Annotated in this window: 15 protein-coding genes; 13 read left to right on the plus strand and 2 right to left on the minus strand. The window is 69.7% G+C overall.

Annotation, left to right across the window (positions count from 1 at the left end):
* Nucleotides 1–14: 14 nt before the first annotated feature.
* Complete coding sequence (locus tag DY262_RS16340) at nucleotides 15–1,568, plus strand: acyl-CoA synthetase (RefSeq protein ID WP_116960173.1); 1,554 nt, start codon at nucleotides 15–17, stop codon at nucleotides 1,566–1,568.
* On the opposite strand, the gene DY262_RS16345 is transcribed toward DY262_RS16340, so the two are convergent.
* Entirely contained in the window at nucleotides 1,510–2,184 is a 675-nt protein-coding gene (locus DY262_RS16345) for a TetR/AcrR family transcriptional regulator (protein ID WP_116960174.1), read from the minus strand. The two genes, DY262_RS16340 and DY262_RS16345, sit on opposite strands and share 59 nt — an antisense overlap.
* Nucleotides 2,185–2,299: 115 nt before the next feature.
* Here DY262_RS16345 and DY262_RS16350 point away from each other — a divergent pair, with 115 nt between their 5' ends.
* The 7 genes from DY262_RS16350 (at nucleotide 2,300) to DY262_RS16380 (ending at nucleotide 10,358) form a co-directional block, all read left to right on the plus strand.
* On the plus strand, nucleotides 2,300–3,565 hold the full coding sequence (locus DY262_RS16350; RefSeq protein WP_116960175.1) for an NAD(P)/FAD-dependent oxidoreductase: 1,266 nt from the start codon (nucleotides 2,300–2,302) through the stop codon (nucleotides 3,563–3,565).
* A 131-nt stretch (nucleotides 3,566–3,696) separates the two neighbouring features.
* Nucleotides 3,697–4,527, plus strand: a complete 831-nt coding sequence (locus tag DY262_RS16355) for an ABC transporter ATP-binding protein (protein ID WP_116960176.1) — start codon at nucleotides 3,697–3,699, stop codon at nucleotides 4,525–4,527.
* A complete protein-coding gene (locus DY262_RS16360) occupies nucleotides 4,524–5,315 on the plus strand; it encodes an ABC transporter ATP-binding protein (protein ID WP_116960177.1) in 792 nt (263 codons plus the stop codon). The genes DY262_RS16355 and DY262_RS16360 overlap by 4 nt, the downstream gene beginning before the upstream one ends.
* Nucleotides 5,308–7,170 (plus strand): AMP-dependent synthetase/ligase, encoded by a 1,863-nt coding sequence (locus tag DY262_RS16365; protein ID WP_116960178.1) that lies wholly within the window; start codon nucleotides 5,308–5,310, stop codon nucleotides 7,168–7,170. The genes DY262_RS16360 and DY262_RS16365 overlap by 8 nt, the downstream gene beginning before the upstream one ends.
* Nucleotides 7,171–7,228: 58 nt before the next feature.
* The gene (locus tag DY262_RS16370) at nucleotides 7,229–8,101 is read left to right on the plus strand and encodes a branched-chain amino acid ABC transporter permease (RefSeq protein ID WP_116960179.1); all 873 of its coding nucleotides are present in this window, start codon (nucleotides 7,229–7,231) and stop codon (nucleotides 8,099–8,101) included.
* Nucleotides 8,101–9,147: a branched-chain amino acid ABC transporter permease gene (locus DY262_RS16375; RefSeq protein WP_116960180.1), complete on the plus strand. Its 1,047-nt coding sequence runs from the start codon at nucleotides 8,101–8,103 to the stop codon at nucleotides 9,145–9,147. The genes DY262_RS16370 and DY262_RS16375 overlap by 1 nt, the downstream gene beginning before the upstream one ends.
* A 53-nt stretch (nucleotides 9,148–9,200) precedes the next feature.
* Entirely contained in the window at nucleotides 9,201–10,358 is a 1,158-nt protein-coding gene (locus DY262_RS16380; protein ID WP_116960181.1) for an ABC transporter substrate-binding protein, read from the plus strand.
* 21 nt (nucleotides 10,359–10,379) lie between these two features.
* Here the strand turns inward: DY262_RS16380 and DY262_RS16385 are convergent, their stop codons facing one another.
* Nucleotides 10,380–10,973, minus strand: a complete 594-nt coding sequence (locus tag DY262_RS16385) for a TetR/AcrR family transcriptional regulator (protein WP_070399268.1) — start codon at nucleotides 10,971–10,973, stop codon at nucleotides 10,380–10,382.
* 142 nt (nucleotides 10,974–11,115) lie between these two features.
* On the opposite strand from DY262_RS16385, the gene DY262_RS16390 reads away from it, so the two are divergent.
* From DY262_RS16390 to DY262_RS16410, 5 genes are read left to right on the plus strand one after another with little or no spacing between them, the layout of a single operon-like run.
* Nucleotides 11,116–12,279, plus strand: a complete 1,164-nt coding sequence (locus DY262_RS16390; protein WP_116960183.1) for an acyl-CoA dehydrogenase family protein — start codon at nucleotides 11,116–11,118, stop codon at nucleotides 12,277–12,279.
* Between the two features lie 3 nt (nucleotides 12,280–12,282).
* Entirely contained in the window at nucleotides 12,283–13,458 is a 1,176-nt protein-coding gene (locus tag DY262_RS16395; RefSeq protein WP_116960184.1) for a CaiB/BaiF CoA transferase family protein, read from the plus strand.
* Nucleotides 13,455–13,994, plus strand: coding sequence for a DUF2889 domain-containing protein (locus DY262_RS16400; protein WP_116960185.1), 540 nt, complete (start codon nucleotides 13,455–13,457; stop codon nucleotides 13,992–13,994). Before DY262_RS16395 ends, DY262_RS16400 begins: the two co-directional genes overlap by 4 nt.
* Nucleotides 13,991–14,800 carry an enoyl-CoA hydratase-related protein gene (locus DY262_RS16405; RefSeq protein WP_116960186.1) on the plus strand — a complete coding sequence of 270 codons (810 nt, stop codon included), beginning with the start codon at nucleotides 13,991–13,993 and terminating at the stop codon, nucleotides 14,798–14,800. The genes DY262_RS16400 and DY262_RS16405 overlap by 4 nt, the downstream gene beginning before the upstream one ends.
* 33 nt (nucleotides 14,801–14,833) lie before the next feature.
* Entirely contained in the window at nucleotides 14,834–16,360 is a 1,527-nt protein-coding gene (locus DY262_RS16410; protein ID WP_116960187.1) for a cryptochrome/photolyase family protein, read from the plus strand.
* The last annotated feature ends 6 nt before the right edge of the window (nucleotides 16,361–16,366 follow it).

Genomic DNA, 16,366 nt, shown 5'->3' on the forward strand with positions numbered 1-16,366 from the left:
AGCAGGAGACACACATGCAGCTGACACAGGCGCTCACGCGGGCGGTGCAGACCCGCCACCGCTTCGCGGCCACCCTCTACAACGACCGCCAGCGCAGCTGGGCCGAGGTGGGCGAGCGCGTGCCGCGCCTGGCCGCCGGCCTGCGCGCGCTCGGCCTGCAGCCGGGCGACCGTCTGGCCGTGCTGGCGTTCAACAGCGACAACTACATCGAACTGTTCTTCGCCGCCGCCTGGGCGAACCTGGTGATCGTGCCGCTGAACACGCGTTGGGCCATCCCAGAGAACGTCTACAGCCTGCAGGACGCGGGCTGCGCGGGCCTGGTGGTGGACGACGGCTTCGCGGCGCAGGTGCCCGAACTGCTCAAGGGCCACCCCATGGACCGGGTGGTGCACATGGGCGATGCGCCCACGCCCGCCGGCATGCAGGCTTACGAGGCGCTGATCGCGCGCACGCCGCCCATGGCCGACGAATGCGGCCGCGACGACGAACTCTGCGGCATCTACTACACGGGCGGCACCACCGGCCACCCCAAGGGCGTGATGCTTTCGCACAAGAACTTCATCGCGGCGTCCATCAACTGGATCGCCACCTTGCATTTCTCGGACGAGACGCGCTACATGCACTCGGCGGGCCTGTTCCACCTGGCCGGCGCGTCCCCGGCCTTCGCGCTCACGCTGGCCGGCGGCACCCATGTGTGCCTGCCCAAATTCGACGCGGTGCTGGCCTTCGAGGCGATACAGACCCACCGGGTCAACTACGTGCTGTTCGTGCCGACCATGATCAACATGATGTTGAACCACCCGGACTTCGAGCGCTACGACCTCAGCAGCGTGCGCTACTGCGAGTACGGCGCCTCGCCGATCCCCGATGCCGTGCTGGCCGCGGCCATCGCCAAGCTGCCCAGCTGGGAGTTCATCCAGGGCTATGGCATGACGGAGACGGCCGCGCTCACGGTGAGCCTGCCCTGGCGTTTCCATTTCGATGGCGAGCACGGCCCCCACAAGCGCCAGGCCGCCGGCCGCGCGGCCTATGGCGTGGACGTGAAGATCGTCGACCCCGACGGCCAGGAGCTGCCGCGCGGCACGCCGGGCGAGATCGCGGTGCGTGGCGCGCAGGTGATGCTGGGCTACTGGAACAAGCCCGAGGCCACGGCCGCCGCCATCCGCGACGGCTGGATGCACACCGGCGACGGCGCCTGGATGGACGAGGATGGATTCATCACCATCGTCGACCGCGTCAAGGACATGATCATCAGCGGGGGAGAGAACATCTACTCGCGCGAGGTGGAGAACGCCGTGCACGCCCACCCGGCGGTGCGCGAGTGCGCCGTCATCGGCGTGCCCGACGAGAAGTGGGGCGAGGCGGTGATGGCCGTGGTGGCGCTCAAGGACGGCCAGCGCGTGAGCGAGCAGGAGATCATCGACCACTGCCACACGCTCATCGCCAACTACAAGTGCCCGCGCCAGGTGGTGTTCCGCGAGGCCCTGCCGCTGTCGGGCGCGGGCAAGATCATGAAGAACGTGCTGCGCGAGCCTTACTGGCAAGGGAAGAAGCGGTCGGTGAACTGATGCGCTGCGCCACAGCGCCCGCGTCGCCTGCCTTGAACCCGTGCACGAACAGGTGCGAGATGCGCGCCGCCAGCTCCTTCGGGCCGATGTCGCCCGATGGCCGGTACCAGCTGAAGGTCCAGATCATCATGCCGAAGAGCAGCAGCGCGTAGGGCTTGCGCACGCGCGCGGTTTCCATCAGGCCGGGGTTGAGTTCCTCCAGCAGGCCGTTGAGCAGCTCGGTCATGCTGCTCTCCAGCGAGCGGATGGTGCGCAGCTCCGTGCGCGGCAGGTACTTCAGGTCGTTCATCAGGATGATGTGCTCGTCGCGCTCGCGCGCCGCGCCCTGCATGAAGCTCTCCACGAACTGCTGAAAGCGCGCCTCGGCCGGCAGCGCTTGCGCCACGATGCGCGTCAGGTCCTCGGCCTGGCGCGTGATGTGGTCGTGCACGATGGCGTAGAGCAGCTCTTCCTTGCTCGGGAAGTAGTGGTAGATGTGCGACTTGGAGGTGCCGCAGGCCTTCGCCACGTCCTGCATGGTCGCCTGGTCGAAGCCCTTGCGCGCGATCAGCGCGGCGGCCTTGTCCAGGATGGTGGCCTTCTTGTCCTCGTAGTCGTCCGCCCGCGTTCTGGTCATCGCTGCTCCTTGAAAGTGTGTCCAGCCCCATTGCGCTCGGGCCCGAAGCTGTTTATATTTAGACCGACGAGACGGACTATATATTGACCTGGATCAACCACTCATCAGGGTAAGCATGGAGACTTCGCACAAGCATCTGGTGATTGTGGGCGCGGGCCACGCCGGCAGCGAGCTCGCGGTGTCGGCGCGACAGAACGGCTGGGCCGGCCGCATCACCCTGCTGGGCGAGGAATCCGTGCTGCCCTACCAGCGTCCGCCCCTGTCCAAGGCCTGGCTGGCCGGCCAGGTGGACGCCGACGGCCTGCTGCTGCGCCCGCGCAGCGCCTACGACGCGGCCCGGGTTGAGCTGATGACCGGCGCGCGCATGCAGGCCATCGACCGCGCGAGCCGCCGCCTCGTGCTGGCCGACGGCAGCGCCCTGGCCTACGACAAGCTGGCGCTGTGCACCGGCGGGCGGCCCCGGCCCCTGTCCTGCGCCGGGCTGGCGCCGGGCCAGCGGCCCCGCAACCTGCACTACCTGCGCAGCATGGCCGACGCCGAAGGCATCCGCGCCCAGCTGCGGCCCGGCGCGCGGGTGTTGATCATCGGCGGCGGCTATGTCGGGCTGGAGGTGGCGGCCTCGGCGCGCGGCCTGGGCGCCGAGGTCACGCTGCTGGAACTGCAGCCGCGCGTGCTCGCGCGCGTCGCGGGTCCGGACGTCTCGGCCTTCTACGAGCGCGTGCACCGCGCCGCCGGCGTGGACCTGCGCACCGGCACCGAGCTGGCCTCGGTCGAGGTGGAGGACGACAGGGTTCGCGCCGTGGTCTGCCGCGACGGCGCGCGCCTGCCGGTGGACCTGGTGGTGGCTGGCCTGGGCATGCTGGCCAACGTGGAGGCCGCGCGCGCCGCCGGGCTGGCGCAAGAGGGCGGCATTGCGGTGGACGAGTTCTCGCGCACGCGCGATCCGGACGTACTGGCGGCCGGCGATTGCACGCTGCAGTTCAGCAGCCTCTACGGCCGCGAGCTGCGCATCGAGTCGGTGCCGAACGCGCTGGAGCAGGCGCGCGCGGCCGGGTCCTGGCTGGGCGGCAAGCCCAGGCCGAACCGCGCCGTGCCCTGGTTCTGGTCCGACCAGTACGCGCTCAAGTTGCAGATGGCGGGCCTGTCGCAGGGCCATGATCGCTGCGTGCTGCGCGGCGACCCGGCCACGCAGTCGTTCAGCGCCTTCTATGTGGCAGGCGAGCGCCTGCTGGCCGTGGACGCGATCAACCGGCCCGCCGATTTCATGCTGGCCAAGCGCGCGCTGGCGCAGGCCTGCACGGTGGATGCGGCGCGCCTGGCCGACGAGTCGGTGCCGCTGAAAGACCTTCTGCAGACCGCCTCGGCGGTCCCCGCCATCTAGGGTATTCCCCAGGGAGTCGACAGGAACCAGGCACCATAATTCGCGTCAATTAAAGACCGACGCGACGGACTAATTATTAAGGAGTGACCTCCTTCCGCGCAGCGATGCGCGGGAGAGGAACAGAGACACCCATGACACCCCATACCGCCGCCAGCGCATCGCCCGCGCCCGCGCTGGCCATCCACAACATCCAGGTCGTCTACGGCGGCGCCATCGAGGCCGTGCGCGACGTCTCCCTCGAGGTGCGCCCCGGCCAGATCGTGGCCCTGCTGGGCTCCAATGGCGCCGGCAAGTCCACCGTGCTCAAGGCCGTGTCGGGCGTGCTCGACGCCGAGGACGGCGTCATCGAGAAGGGCAGCATCCTGCTCGGTGGCCGCGCGGTCGAGAAAGACCCCGCGCCGGCCATCGTTCGCCAGGGCATGGTGCAGGTGCCGGAAGGCCGGCGCCTGTTCCAGACCCTCACGGTCGAGGAAAACCTGATCACCGGCGCCCACCTGCAGAGCGCCGCCCACCTGGCGCAGACGCGCGACGAGGTGTTCGCGCTGTTTCCGCGCCTGGCCGAGATGCGCCAGACCACCGCGGGCTACCTCTCGGGTGGCGAGCAGCAGATGGTGGCCATTGGCCGCGCGCTGATGAGCCGGCCCAAGGTGCTCGCGCTCGACGAGCCCTCGCTGGGCCTGGCGCCGCTGGTGGTGAGCGAGATCTTCCGCTGCATCCAGACGCTGCGCGAGACCACCGGCCTGACCATCCTGCTGGTCGAGCAGAACGCCAGCCGCGCGCTGGCCATCGCCGACTACGCCTACATCATGGAGAACGGCCGCGTGGTGCTCGACGGCACCAGCGAGCAGCTGCGCCGCAACGCCGACGTGCGCGAGTTCTACCTGGGCCTGAGCTCTCAGCCCGGCCGCACCAGCATGAAAGACGTGAAGCACTACAAGCGCCGCAAGAGGTGGCTGTCATGAGCGCCGCGCAGCAGACCCCCGTGCTCGAGGCCACGCGCATCTCCAAGCGCTTCGGCGGCGTGAAGGCCGTCAACGAGGTGAGCCTGAAGGTGATGCCGGGCGAGATCGTGAGCCTGATCGGCCCCAACGGCGCGGGCAAGACCACCACCTTCAACCTGGTGAGCGGCGTGCTGCCCCCCAGCGAGGGCCGGATCGTCTTCCAGGGCCGCGACACCGCGGGCCTGAAGTCGCACCAGTTCGCGAACCTGGGCATCGGCCGCACCTTCCAGAACCTGGCGCTGTTCCGCCATGGCACGGTGGTGGAGAACCTGCTGGTGGGCCGGCACATCCACTTTCGCTACCCGGTGTGGGAAGCGCTGGCCTTCTGGGGCCGCTCGCGCCGCGAGGAGATTGCCGCGCGCGAAAAGGTGGAACGCATCATCGAATTCCTCGAGATCGAAGAGCTGCGCGACAAGCCGGTGAGCCAGCTCGCCTACGGCCAGCAAAAGCGCGTGGAGCTGGGCCGGGCCCTGGCCTGCGAGCCCAGCCTGCTGCTGCTGGACGAAATCGTCGCGGGCATGAACCGCGAGGAAAAGGAAGACATCGCGCGCTTCACGCTCGACATCCGCGACGAGTTCGGTATCGCGGTGCTCATGATCGAACACGACATGCAGGTGGTGATGGACCTGTCCGACCGCGTCTATGTGCTGGACTTCGGCTGCCTGATCGCCGAAGGCACGCCGGCCGAGGTGGCCGCCAACCCGGCCGTGCTGGCCGCCTACCTCGGCGAGGAGGGCGCGCATGCTTGACCATCAGACGCTGCTGCGTGGCGAGGGAACGCTGCCCGGCCTGCTGCGCCTGCGCGCGCGGGAGCGCGGCCAGCAGGTGGCCCTGCGCGAAAAGGTGCAAGGCATCTGGCGCGGCCGCACCTGGGCCGACTACTACCGCGACGCGCGCCGAACGGCCCTGGGCCTCATGAAGCTGGGCCTGCAGCGCGGCGACCGCATCGTCATCGCGTCAGAAGACATCCCCGAGTGGTTCTACGCCGATCTGGGCGCCCAGATGCTGGGCGTGCAGGTGGTGGGCATCTATCCCACCAACCCCTGGGCAGAGGTGCAGTACATCGCGGGCCACTGCCAGGCCAAGGTGGCGATCACCGGCGACCAGGAGCAGACCGACAAGGTGCTCGACGCCATGAAGGCAGGCCCCGGCCTGCCGCACCTGCGGCACATCTTCTGCGTCGACATGAAGGGCCTGCGCCGCTACGCGCCGGGCGAGCCCCACAGCTACGAGCACCTGATGGCGCTGGGCGACCAGTTGATTCAGGAGGACCCGCTGGCCGAGCAGCGCCTGGATCGGAGCATCGACGCTCTGGTGCCCGACGACGTGAACATCCTCGTCTACACCTCGGGCACCACCGGGCCGCCCAAGGGCGCCATGCTCACGCACCGCAACTTCATCTTCGCGGCCTACTCCTATGCGGCGGCGCGCCAGATGGTGGACAAGCGCTTCGAGTCGGTGTGCTACCTGCCGCTGTGCCACGTGGCCGAGCGCGGCTACTCCACGGTGCTGCACCTGCTCACCGGCGGTTGCGTGAACTTCGCCGAATCCATCGACACGGTGTCGGCCAATATCCGGGAGATCGCGCCCACCTTCTTCCTGGGCGTGCCGCGCATCTGGGAGAAGCTGCAGCAGCACTTCGAGTTCCGCATGAAGGACAGCGGCCGCGTACAGCGCTGGCTGTACCGCGTGGGCATGAAGCGCGGGCGCGCGCTGTCGGACCGGCGCGCCGTGCGCGGGCGGCTGGTGTCCCTGGGCGATCGGTTCGAATTCGGCTTCTGGTACCTGCTGCTGTTTCGCAACATGCAGCGCCACATGGGCCTGAACCGCACACACACCCGCATGTGTGGCGGCGCCTCGGTCTCGCCTGAAACGCTCAAGTTTTTCGACGTCATCGGCCTGCCCGTGGGCCAGGGGTATGGCCTCACCGAGGCCGGCGGCCTGGCCTTCGTTCAGGTGCCGGGGCGGCCGTTCGTGCCGGGCAGCTGTGGGCCGGCCATGCCAGGCGTGGAATGGCGCGTGGGCGAAGACGGCGAGGTGTTCGTGCGATCACCGGGCGTGTTCCAGGGCTACTTGTTCGACGACAAGGGCACCCAGGACATCCTGGCGCCGGACGGCTGGCTCGCCAGCGGCGACATCGTCGAGGTGCGCGCGACGGACGAGATCGCCGTGGTCGACCGCAAGAAGGCCATCATCATCACCAGCGGCGGCAAGAACATCGCGCCGTCGGAGATCGAGAACGCGCTCAAGGACAGCCCCTTCGTGCGCGAGGCCATCGTGGTGGGCGAGGGCCGCAAGTTCCTCGGCGGCCTGATACAGATCGACTTCGACAGCGTGGGCCGCTGGGCCGCCGAGCGCGAGTTGCCCTACACCACCTTCAAGTCGCTCACGCAGATGGGCGAGGTGCGAGAGCTCATCCAGCAGGTGGTGGACGAGGTGAACTCGAAGTTCGCCCGCGTGGAGAACATCCGCAAGTTCGTGCTCCTGGAAAAGGAGCTGGACCACGACGACGGCGAACTCACGGCGACGCAGAAGGTGCGCCGCGGCCTCATCAACAAGAAGTTCGCGCGCGAGCTCGAACAGATCTATGGAGGCGCGTCATGAGCCCCGCACGGCCGCCCGCAAGGGCCCTCACCGCAGCGCGTCGCGCGGAGGTTTCCGAATGAACTACTTCATCGAACTGGTCGTCTCCGGGCTGGCCATCGGCGCGATCTATGGCCTGGTGGCCATGAGCTTCGCGGTCATCTTCAAGGCCACCGGCATCGTCAACTTCGCCCAGGGCGAGATGGGCATGCTCACCGCCTACACCTCCTGGTCCATCGCCACGGCGCTGGGCACCGACGCGGTGTCCACCATCGTGGTGGCGGTGGCCGTGGGCGCGGCCCTGGGCCTGGTCTGCGAGCGCCTCATCATGCGGCCCATGCTCGGCGAGCCGGTGCTGTCGGTGGTGCTGGTGACCGTGGGCCTGGCGGTGGTGCTGCGCGCCCTGGTGACGCTGATCTGGGGCGCCGCGCCGCACAAGTTCAACGTGGAGGGCGCCGACACCATCGTTCACCTGGGCGACATCGGGCTGCGCGCGAGCCAGCTCACGGTGATCGCGGCACTGCTGGTCGCCATCGGCGGCTTCTGGTTCTTCCTGCGCCACAGCCGCTTCGGCGTGGCCATGCGGGCGGTGGCGGCGGACGAGAAGACCGCGCGGCTCATGGGCGTGTCCACCGCGCGCGTGCAGGCCGTGGCATGGGCCTCGGCCTCGGGCCTGGCGGGCCTGGCCGGCGCCTTCTTCGCGGTCATCTACGGCCTGGCGCCCACCATCTACGAGATCGGCCTGAAGGCCTTCCCGGCCACGGTGCTGGGCGGCTTCGACTCGGTGCTGGGCTCGGCCTTCAGCGGCCTGTTCATCGGCGTGCTGGAGAACCTGGTCGGCGGCTACCTGCCCAGCACGCTCAAGGAGATCGCCGGGTTCCTGCTGATCCTGGTGGTGCTCATGGTGCGGCCCTTCGGGCTGTTCGGCGAAAAACGGATCGAGAGGGTCTGATGCGCAGCGGTTTCTTCAAGCAAAGCTATGGCGAGCTGGTCGTCCTGACGGACTCGCCAGCGGTCAAGGGGTGGACGGTGGCGTTGCTCGCCGCACTCGCGCTCGCGCCCTTCGTGCTCGGCAACTTCATGCTGTCGCACCTGACCGTCATCCTGTTCACCACCGTGGGCGCGCTGGGGCTGATGGTGTTGACCGGCTTCACCGGCCTGATCTCGCTCGGCCACGTGGGCTTCCTCATGCTGGGTGGCTATGCCTACGCCATCGCGGTCACGCGCTGGGGCCTGCCGGCGGAGGTCGCGCTGCTGCTGTCGGCGGCGCTGCCGGCGCTGTTCGGGCTCATCGTGGGCATTCCTTCGCTGCGGCTGCACGGGCTGTACCTGGCCATCACCACGCTGGCCTTCGCGCACATCGTGACGGCGGGCATCCTGGCCGGCGGCGAGCTCACCGGTGGCGGCAGCGGCATCATGGTCGACCGCCCGGTGGTGCTGGGCATGGACCTGTCCAGCGACCGCGCCTTCTACTGGTTCTGCCTGGGCGTGTGCGCGCTGGCCGTGCTGGCCGTGCTCAACCTGCGCCGCTCCTACGCGGGCCGCGCCCTGGTGGCCGTGCGCGACAACGACATCGCGGCTCGCACCATGGGCATCAGCCTGGTGCACTACAAGCTGCTGGCCTTTCTCATCAGCGCAGCGCTCACCGGCCTGGCGGGCGGCCTCATGGCCATCTACATGAGCTTCGTATCGGTCGAGGGCTATCCCTTTCTGCTGAGCATCGAGGCCCTGGCCATCGTCATCGTGGGCGGCATCGGCTCGGTGCTGGGCGCGGTGCTGGGCACGGTGTTCATCGTGACGCTGCCCGAGGTCTTCTCCAGCCTGATGTCCTTCCTCGGCGGTCGGCTCGCCGACACCATGACCACCAGCGCGCACGAGATCAAGACCGTGCTCTACGGCGTCGCGATCATCGCCTTCCTGCGCTTCGACCCGCGCGGCCTGCGCGGCATCTGGCACGACCTGCGCCATACCTGGGTGCACTGGCCGCTGCGCTACTGATTCCCTTCCCCCCACCCAACGGCTTCGGCCACGAACGACAAACAGGAGACAGCATGAACAGCCAACTCACCGCCCTTGCCATCGGCCTGCTGGCCGCGGCCGCCACCTTCAGCGCCGCCGCGCAGCAGCAGGGCGTGACCGACACCGAGATCGTGCTCGGCGACATCCTGCCGCTGAGCGGGCCGCCCGCTCTGTTGGGCGTGGCCCACAACCTGGGCGTGAAGGTCGCCGTGGCCGAGGCCAACGCGGCCGGTGGCATCAACGGCCGCAAACTGCGCCTCATCACCGAGGACGACGGCTACGTGCCCTCGCGCACGATCCAGGGCGTGCGCAAGCTGGTCAACAGCGACAAGATCTTCGCCTTCACCTCGATCTCGGGCACGGCGCAGTCGCAGGCGGCCATGTCCATCATCAAGCAGTCGGGCCTGCCGGCCATGGCGCCGATCACCACCTACGAGGGCCTGTACAAGCCTGCCATCAAGAACGTGTTCGCCGTGGGCTACGACATGCGCGAGGCGGTGTACGGCCTGGTCTCGATGATGGCGGACCGCTACCCGAACAAGAAGTGGGCCGTGATCTCGCAAGACGACGAGTACGGCGAGAACGTGCGCGACGGTTTCGAGCGCGTGGCCAAGGAGAAGAAGCTGCAGGTGGTCTCCAGCCAGATCTTCAAGAAAGGCCAGTCGGACTTTTCGTCCGAGATCCTGAAGGTCAAGCAGTCGGGGGCCGAGGCGCTGATGGCCGGCGGCGTGCTGGGCGAGAACATCACCATGACCAAGGAACTGGAGCGCATCGGCCACAAGATTCCGGTGGGCGTGACCTATGTGTCGCGCGTGCCCGCCAGCGCCAAGATGATGGGCAGCGCCGGCGAGAACGTGTACACGGTGGACTACGTGTACCTGGAGAGCTCGCCGGAGGCCAAGGGCTTCATGGACAAGATGGAGAAATACCTGACGGCCGAGGAGCGCGGCCGCGCGAACCGCTACAGCTTCACCGGCTACGCCGCGACCCGCGCCCTGTTCACGGCCATGGAGCGCTGTGGCAAGGCCCTGACGGCGGACTGCACCAACGCGGAGCTGGCCAAGCTGAAGAACCTGGAGACGGGGGCGATGACGCCGATCGGCTTCACCGCCGAGAACCACCTGGCCGCGCCCAAGCTGTTCTTGCTGAAGGCGGACCCGGCGGCGTCGACCTATAAGCTGGCGCAGTGAGCGCCCGGGGCCGGGGAGGGCTCAGCCCTTCTCGGCCAGGAAGCCCTTGAGGAACAGCCGGGACAGCCGGTCGCACAGTTCCTGGGGCTTCACCTCGCCGGAGGGCTTGTACCAGAAGTCGGTCCAGTTCAGCATGCCCAGCAGCATCATGGTGTAGGGCTTGTAGACCGGCTCCGGCAACTCGGGGTTGAGGTCGTGCAGCAGCCGGGTCACCTGTTCGGTCAGCTGGCGCTGCAGGTTGATCAGCGGGGTCTGCTTGGCCTTGGGCAGGAACTTCACATCGTTCATGGCCACCATGTGGCGGCGGCGCGACTGCGCGGACTTCTGCGTGTAGGCCTCCACCACCATCTGCAGCCGCTCGCGCGCGCTGGCCTTGCTCACCAGGGCCTCCTCGATCGCGCCGATCAGGCGCTGCAGGTGTTCCTGCAGCATGGCGAACAGCAGGTCGTCCTTGGTGGGGAAGTAGTGGTACAGCATCGACTTGGTCGCGCCGCAGGCCTTGGCCACGTCCTGCATCTTGGCGGCCGGGTAGCCTTCCTTCGCGAAGATGGCTGCCGCCGAATCCATGATGGCCTGGGCCTTGGTTTCGTAGTCGTCCGAACGGATGCGCGGCATGGGTCCTCCTGGCGAAAAAGAGCGGCGCGAGTGTAGCAAGGCGCCTTGCGGGCCCCACCGCCCGCCCATAAAATAAACCGACACGCCGGACTATGAATGGAAAAGGCCCGGTTTTCCTTGACCCGCATCAACGCCGCTTCACATGACCGAATTCGAATTCCTCGAGCCCGACTTCCTCGATGAGGACCTGCGCATGGTGCGCGACCAGGTGCGTCGCTTCTCCAGGGAACGCATCGTGCCCTTCGCCGACGCCTGGGAGGCCTCGGGCGAGATTCCGCGCGCCCTGTTCCGCGAGCTGGGCGAGCTGGGCTTCCTGGGCATGCGCCACCCGGTGGAATACGGCGGCGGCGGCCTGGGGCCGCTGGCTTCGGTGGTGCTGGGCGAGGAGCTGGCGCGCTCGGGCTACGGCGGCGTGGCCTCGGCGCTCACGGTGCACAGCGACATGTCGATCAGCCACATCGCGCACCGCGGCTCGCACGAGCAGAAGCAGAAGTACCTGCCCGACGCCTGCGCCGGCCGCAAGGTCGGCGCGGTCTGCGTGACCGAACCCGGCGCCGGCTCCGACGTGGCCGGCCTGCGCACGCGCGGCGAGCGCATGGCCGATGGCGGCTGGCTCATCAATGGCTCCAAGACCTTCATCACCAACGGCGTGCATGGCGACATCTACATCGTGGCCGCGCGCACCGACCCCGAGGCCAAGGGCAGCCGTGGCATTTCGCTGTTCATCGTGGAGAAGGACAACCCGGGCCTCAAGATCACGCGCCAGTTCGACAAGCATGGCTGGCGCTCGTCCGACACGGCCGAGCTGTTCTTCGACGACCTGAAGTTGCCCGCCGATGCGCTGCTGGGCGAGGAGGGCAAGGGCTTCTACTACATCATGGGCACCTTCCAGAACGAGCGCCTGGTGGTGGGCGCGCTGGTCTCGGGCACCTGCGCGCGCGCCATCGAGCTCACGGTGGACTACGTGCGCCAGCGCCAGGCCTTCGGCAAGTCGCTGTGGGACCAGCAGGTGGTGCGCAACAAGCTGGCCTGGATGGCCTCGAAGGCCGCGGCCGTGCGCGCGCTGACCTACCAGTGCGCGCTCATGATCGAGCAGGGCAAGGACACGGTGCGCGAGGTCTCCATGCTCAAGGCCTTCGGCGCCGAGACCCTGCAGGAGGTGGTGCACACCTGCCTGCAGCTGCACGGCGGCACCGGCTTCATCACCGGCACGCCGGTGGAGCGCATGGCGCGCGACGCGCGCATCCTCACCATCGGTGGCGGCGCCACCGAGGTGATGCTGGAAGAAGTCGCCAAGCGCATGTGACCCATGCCCGGACCGCTCGCCCACCTCACCGTCATCGAGCTCGCGGGCATCGGCCCCGGGCCCTTCGCCTGCATGGTCCTGGCCGACCTGGGCGCCACCGTCGTCCGCGTCGACCGCCTGCCAGGCCCGCCCTCGCGCGGCGGCCTGGAGGACCTGATGCGCAACGACGGCATCGTGGACCGCGGCCGCCAGTCGATCGCCGTGAACACGAAGGACCCGCGCGGCGTGGAGGCCGTGCTCCGGCTGGTCGCATCCGCCGACGTGCTGATCGAGGGCTTTCGCCCCGGCGTGGCCGACAAGCTGGGCCTGGGCCCCGAGGCCTGCCGCGCGCGCAACGCCCGCCTGGTCTATGGCCGCATGACGGGCTGGGGCCAGAGCGGCCCGCTGGCCCAGGCCGCCGGGCACGACCTCAACTACATCGCGCTCAGCGGCGCGCTGCACGCCATGGGCCCGGCCGACCGGCCGCCCGCCCCGCCGCTCAACCTGGTGGGCGACTACGGCGGCGGCGGCATGCTGCTGGTGGTGGGCGTGCTGGCCGCGCTGGCCGAGGCCCAGCGATCGGGCCAGGGCCAGGTGGTGGATGCCGCCATGACCGATGGCGCGGCCCTGCTGATGAGCGCCCAGTACGGGCTGATGGCCAAGGGCTTCTGGCAGGACCGCCGCGAAAGCAACTTCCTCGACGGCGCGGCCCCCTTCTACGGCACCTACGAATGCGCCGACGGGCGCTACGTGTCCGTGGGCGCCATCGAGCCCCAGTTCTACCGCCAGTTGCTCGAGCGCTGCGGCATCGAGGACCCGGCCTTCCAGCGCCAGTGGGCGGCCGGCGAATGGCCCGCGCTGCGCGGGAAGCTGGAAGCGCTGTTTCGCACCCGCACGCGCGACGCCTGGTGCGCGCTGCTGGAGGGGACGGACGCCTGCTTCGCGCCCGTGCTGTCGATGGCCGAGGCGCCCGCGCACCCGCACAACGCCGCGCGCGGCACCTTCGTGCGCGGCGAGGACGGCGTGGTGCAACCCGCGCCCGCGCCGCGCTTCGACCGCACGCCCGCCCAACTGCCGCAGCGCGCCCCCGTGGTGGGCGCCGACACGCGCGCGCTGCTGGCGCGGGCCGGCTACGCGGCCGCCGACATCGAGGCCCTGTGCGCGGCCGGCGTGGTGCACGCGGCGGAGGCGGTGCGATGAGCGGGCGCCGGCCGCTGCACCTGCGACGCATCCAGTGCGAGGCCTTCGAGCGCGAGGACGGCCTGATCGACCTTGACGGCCTGCTGGTCGACACCAAGCCGCAGCCGCTGCAGTTGGTGCACCGCGCGGTGCCGGCGGGCCAGGCCATCCACCAGATGCGCGTGCGCCTGACCATCGACCGCGAGCGTCGCATCGTCGACGCCCGCGTGTCCAGCGACCACGCGCCCTACCCGGACTGCCGCGGGGTCGAGGCGGCCTACCGACAGCTCGTGGGCCTGCGCATCGAGCCAGGCTTCACCCTGGCGGTCAAGCGCCTGTTCCGCGGCACGGCGGGCTGCACCCACATGACCGAGCTGCTGCCGACCCTGGCCAGCACGGCCTTCCAGGTGCTGTGGGCCAGCGGCGATTTCGCCGACACCGAGGCGGCGGCTGGCGCGCGTGGCCATTCGCCGCTGGGCGGCTGTCACGCGCTGCGCCTGGACGGCGCGGTGGTGCGCACCCACTTCAAAGAACACGCCCGGGAGACCCCGCCATGAAGCCTGCCGTCCTGTTCGAGTCGCGCGAAGGCATCGCCACGCTCACGCTCAACGAAGGCGATCGCCTCAACCCCCTCAGACCCGAGCTGCAGCAGGGCGCGCTGGACGCCTTGCGCCGCGTGCGCGAGGACCGGTCCATCCGCGCCCTCATTCTCACCGCCGCCGGTCGCGCCTTCTGCGTGGGCGCCGACCTGAACGACTTCAGCGAACGCGCGAAGGACGCCTCGCGCGGCTCGCTGGGCACGCAGGTGGGCCAGATGCTGGACGAGACCGGCAACCCCCTGGTGGCCGAGCTGCGGTCCCTGCCCGTGCCGGTGGTCTGCGCCGTCAACGGCGTGGCGGCGGGCGGCGGCGTGGGCCTGGCCCTGGCGGCCGACCTGGTGATCGCCGCGCGCTCGGCCTACTTCTACCTGCCCTTCGTGCCCGCGCTGGGCGCCGTGCCCGACATGGGCGCGAGCTGGGCGCTGCCGCGCGCCGTCGGCCGCGCTCGCGCGCTGGGTCTGGCGCTGCTGGGCGACAAGCTGGACGCGCCGCGCGCGGCCGATTGGGGCCTGATCTGGGCCTGCGTGGACGACGCCGCGCTGGCGCCGCAAGCCTGGGCCCTGGCCAGGCGCCTGGCCGCGCTGCCGGCGCACGCCATCGCCGAGACCCGCGCGCTGTTCGCGGCCAGCGAGCGCAACCACCTGGTGCAGCAGCTGGCGCTGGAGCGCGAACGCCAGGCCGAGCTGATCGACGGCGAGTCCTTCGCCGAGGGCATGCGCGCCTTCATCGAGCGGCGGCCACCGGTGTTTCGCGGGCGGGACTGAACCGCCGCCCGGGCGCCGTGTAAGGTGGGCGGGATGAGCCCCCCGTGCCGCCACCTGGTCGTCGTGCTCGGCGACCAACTCGATCCCCAGAGCAGTGCCTTCGATGGCTTCGACGCCACGCGCGACCGCGTGTGGATGTGCGAGGCCGCCGAAGAGAGCACGCACGTCTGGAGCAGCCAGCAGCGCATCGTGCAGTTCCTGGCCGCGATGCGGCACTTCGCGGCCGCGCTGCGCGAGCGGGGCCTGCCGATCGACTACCAGACCCTGCGCGAAGGCGGCCTGGCCGATGCGCTGGGCGAGGCGGTCGCGCGCTGGCGCCCGCAGCGCGTGCGGCTCACCTGGCCGGGCGACTGGCGGGTGCTGCAGGCCCTGCGCCTGGCGGTGGGCGACACGCCGCTCGATCTGCTGGAGGACCGGCACTTCTTCTGCAGCACCGAGCGCTTCGCCCGGCACGCGCGCGGGCGGCGGAGCTTGCGCCTGGAGTCCTTCTACCGCGAGATGCGGCGAGAACACGGCGTGCTCATGGACGGCGACGGCCCCTGCGGCGGCGTCTGGAACCTCGACGGCGAGAACCGGGCGGCCTTCGGCGCGCAGGGCCCGGGCTTCTTGCCGCCGCCCGCGCGCTTCGAGCCCGACGCGCTCACCGCGGAGGTGATCGCGCTGGTGCGCGCCCGCTTCGGCGACCATCCCGGTCAGGCCGAACCGTTCGGCTGGCCCGTGACGCGCGCGCAGGCGCTGCAGGCGATGCGCCAGTTCATCGACGAGCGTCTGGCGCACTTCGGCCACTGGCAGGACGCGATGTGGGGTGGTGAGCCCTGGCTCTACCACGCGCAGCTCTCGGCGGCGCTCAACCTCAAGCTGCTGCATCCGCGCGAACTGGTCGCCGCCGCCGAGGGCGCCTGGCGCGCGGGGCGCGTACCCCTCGCCTCGGCCGAGGGTTTCATCCGCCAGATCCTGGGCTGGCGCGAGTACGTGCGCGGCGTCTACTGGCTGAAGATGCCGGCGTACGCCGACCACAACGCGCTGGACGCGCGGCGGGCGTTGCCGGCCTGGTACTGGAGCGGCGACACGCCCATGCGCTGCCTGTCCGATGCCATCGGGCAGACGCTGCGCCACGGCTATGCGCACCACATCCAGCGCCTCATGGTCACCGGCCTGTTCGCGCTGCTGTACGGCGTGGAGCCGAAGCAGGTGCACGCCTGGTACCTCAGCGTCTACGTGGACGCGGTCGAATGGGTCGAACTGCCCAATACGCTGGGCATGAGCCAGTACGCCGACGGCGGCCTGCTCGCCAGCAAGCCCTACATCGCCACCGGCCGCTACATCGAGCGCATGAGCGACCATTGCCGCGGCTGCCGTTTCGATCCCGGACAGCGCACGGGTGAGCGTGCCTGCCCGTTCACCACCCTGTATTGGGACTTCCTGGTGCGCCACGCGGCGCGCTTCGCGGCGCACCCTCGGCTGGCGCCGCAGCTCCGGCACCTCGATCGGATCGGCCCCGAAGAGCGCGCCGCCATCGCCGCGCGCGCCGCCTGGGTGCGCGCCGGCGGTCTGGGCTGAGGCGCC

It is taken from the genome of Hydrogenophaga borbori (assembly GCF_003417535.1).
Lineage (GTDB): Bacteria > Pseudomonadota > Gammaproteobacteria > Burkholderiales > Burkholderiaceae_C > Hydrogenophaga > Hydrogenophaga borbori.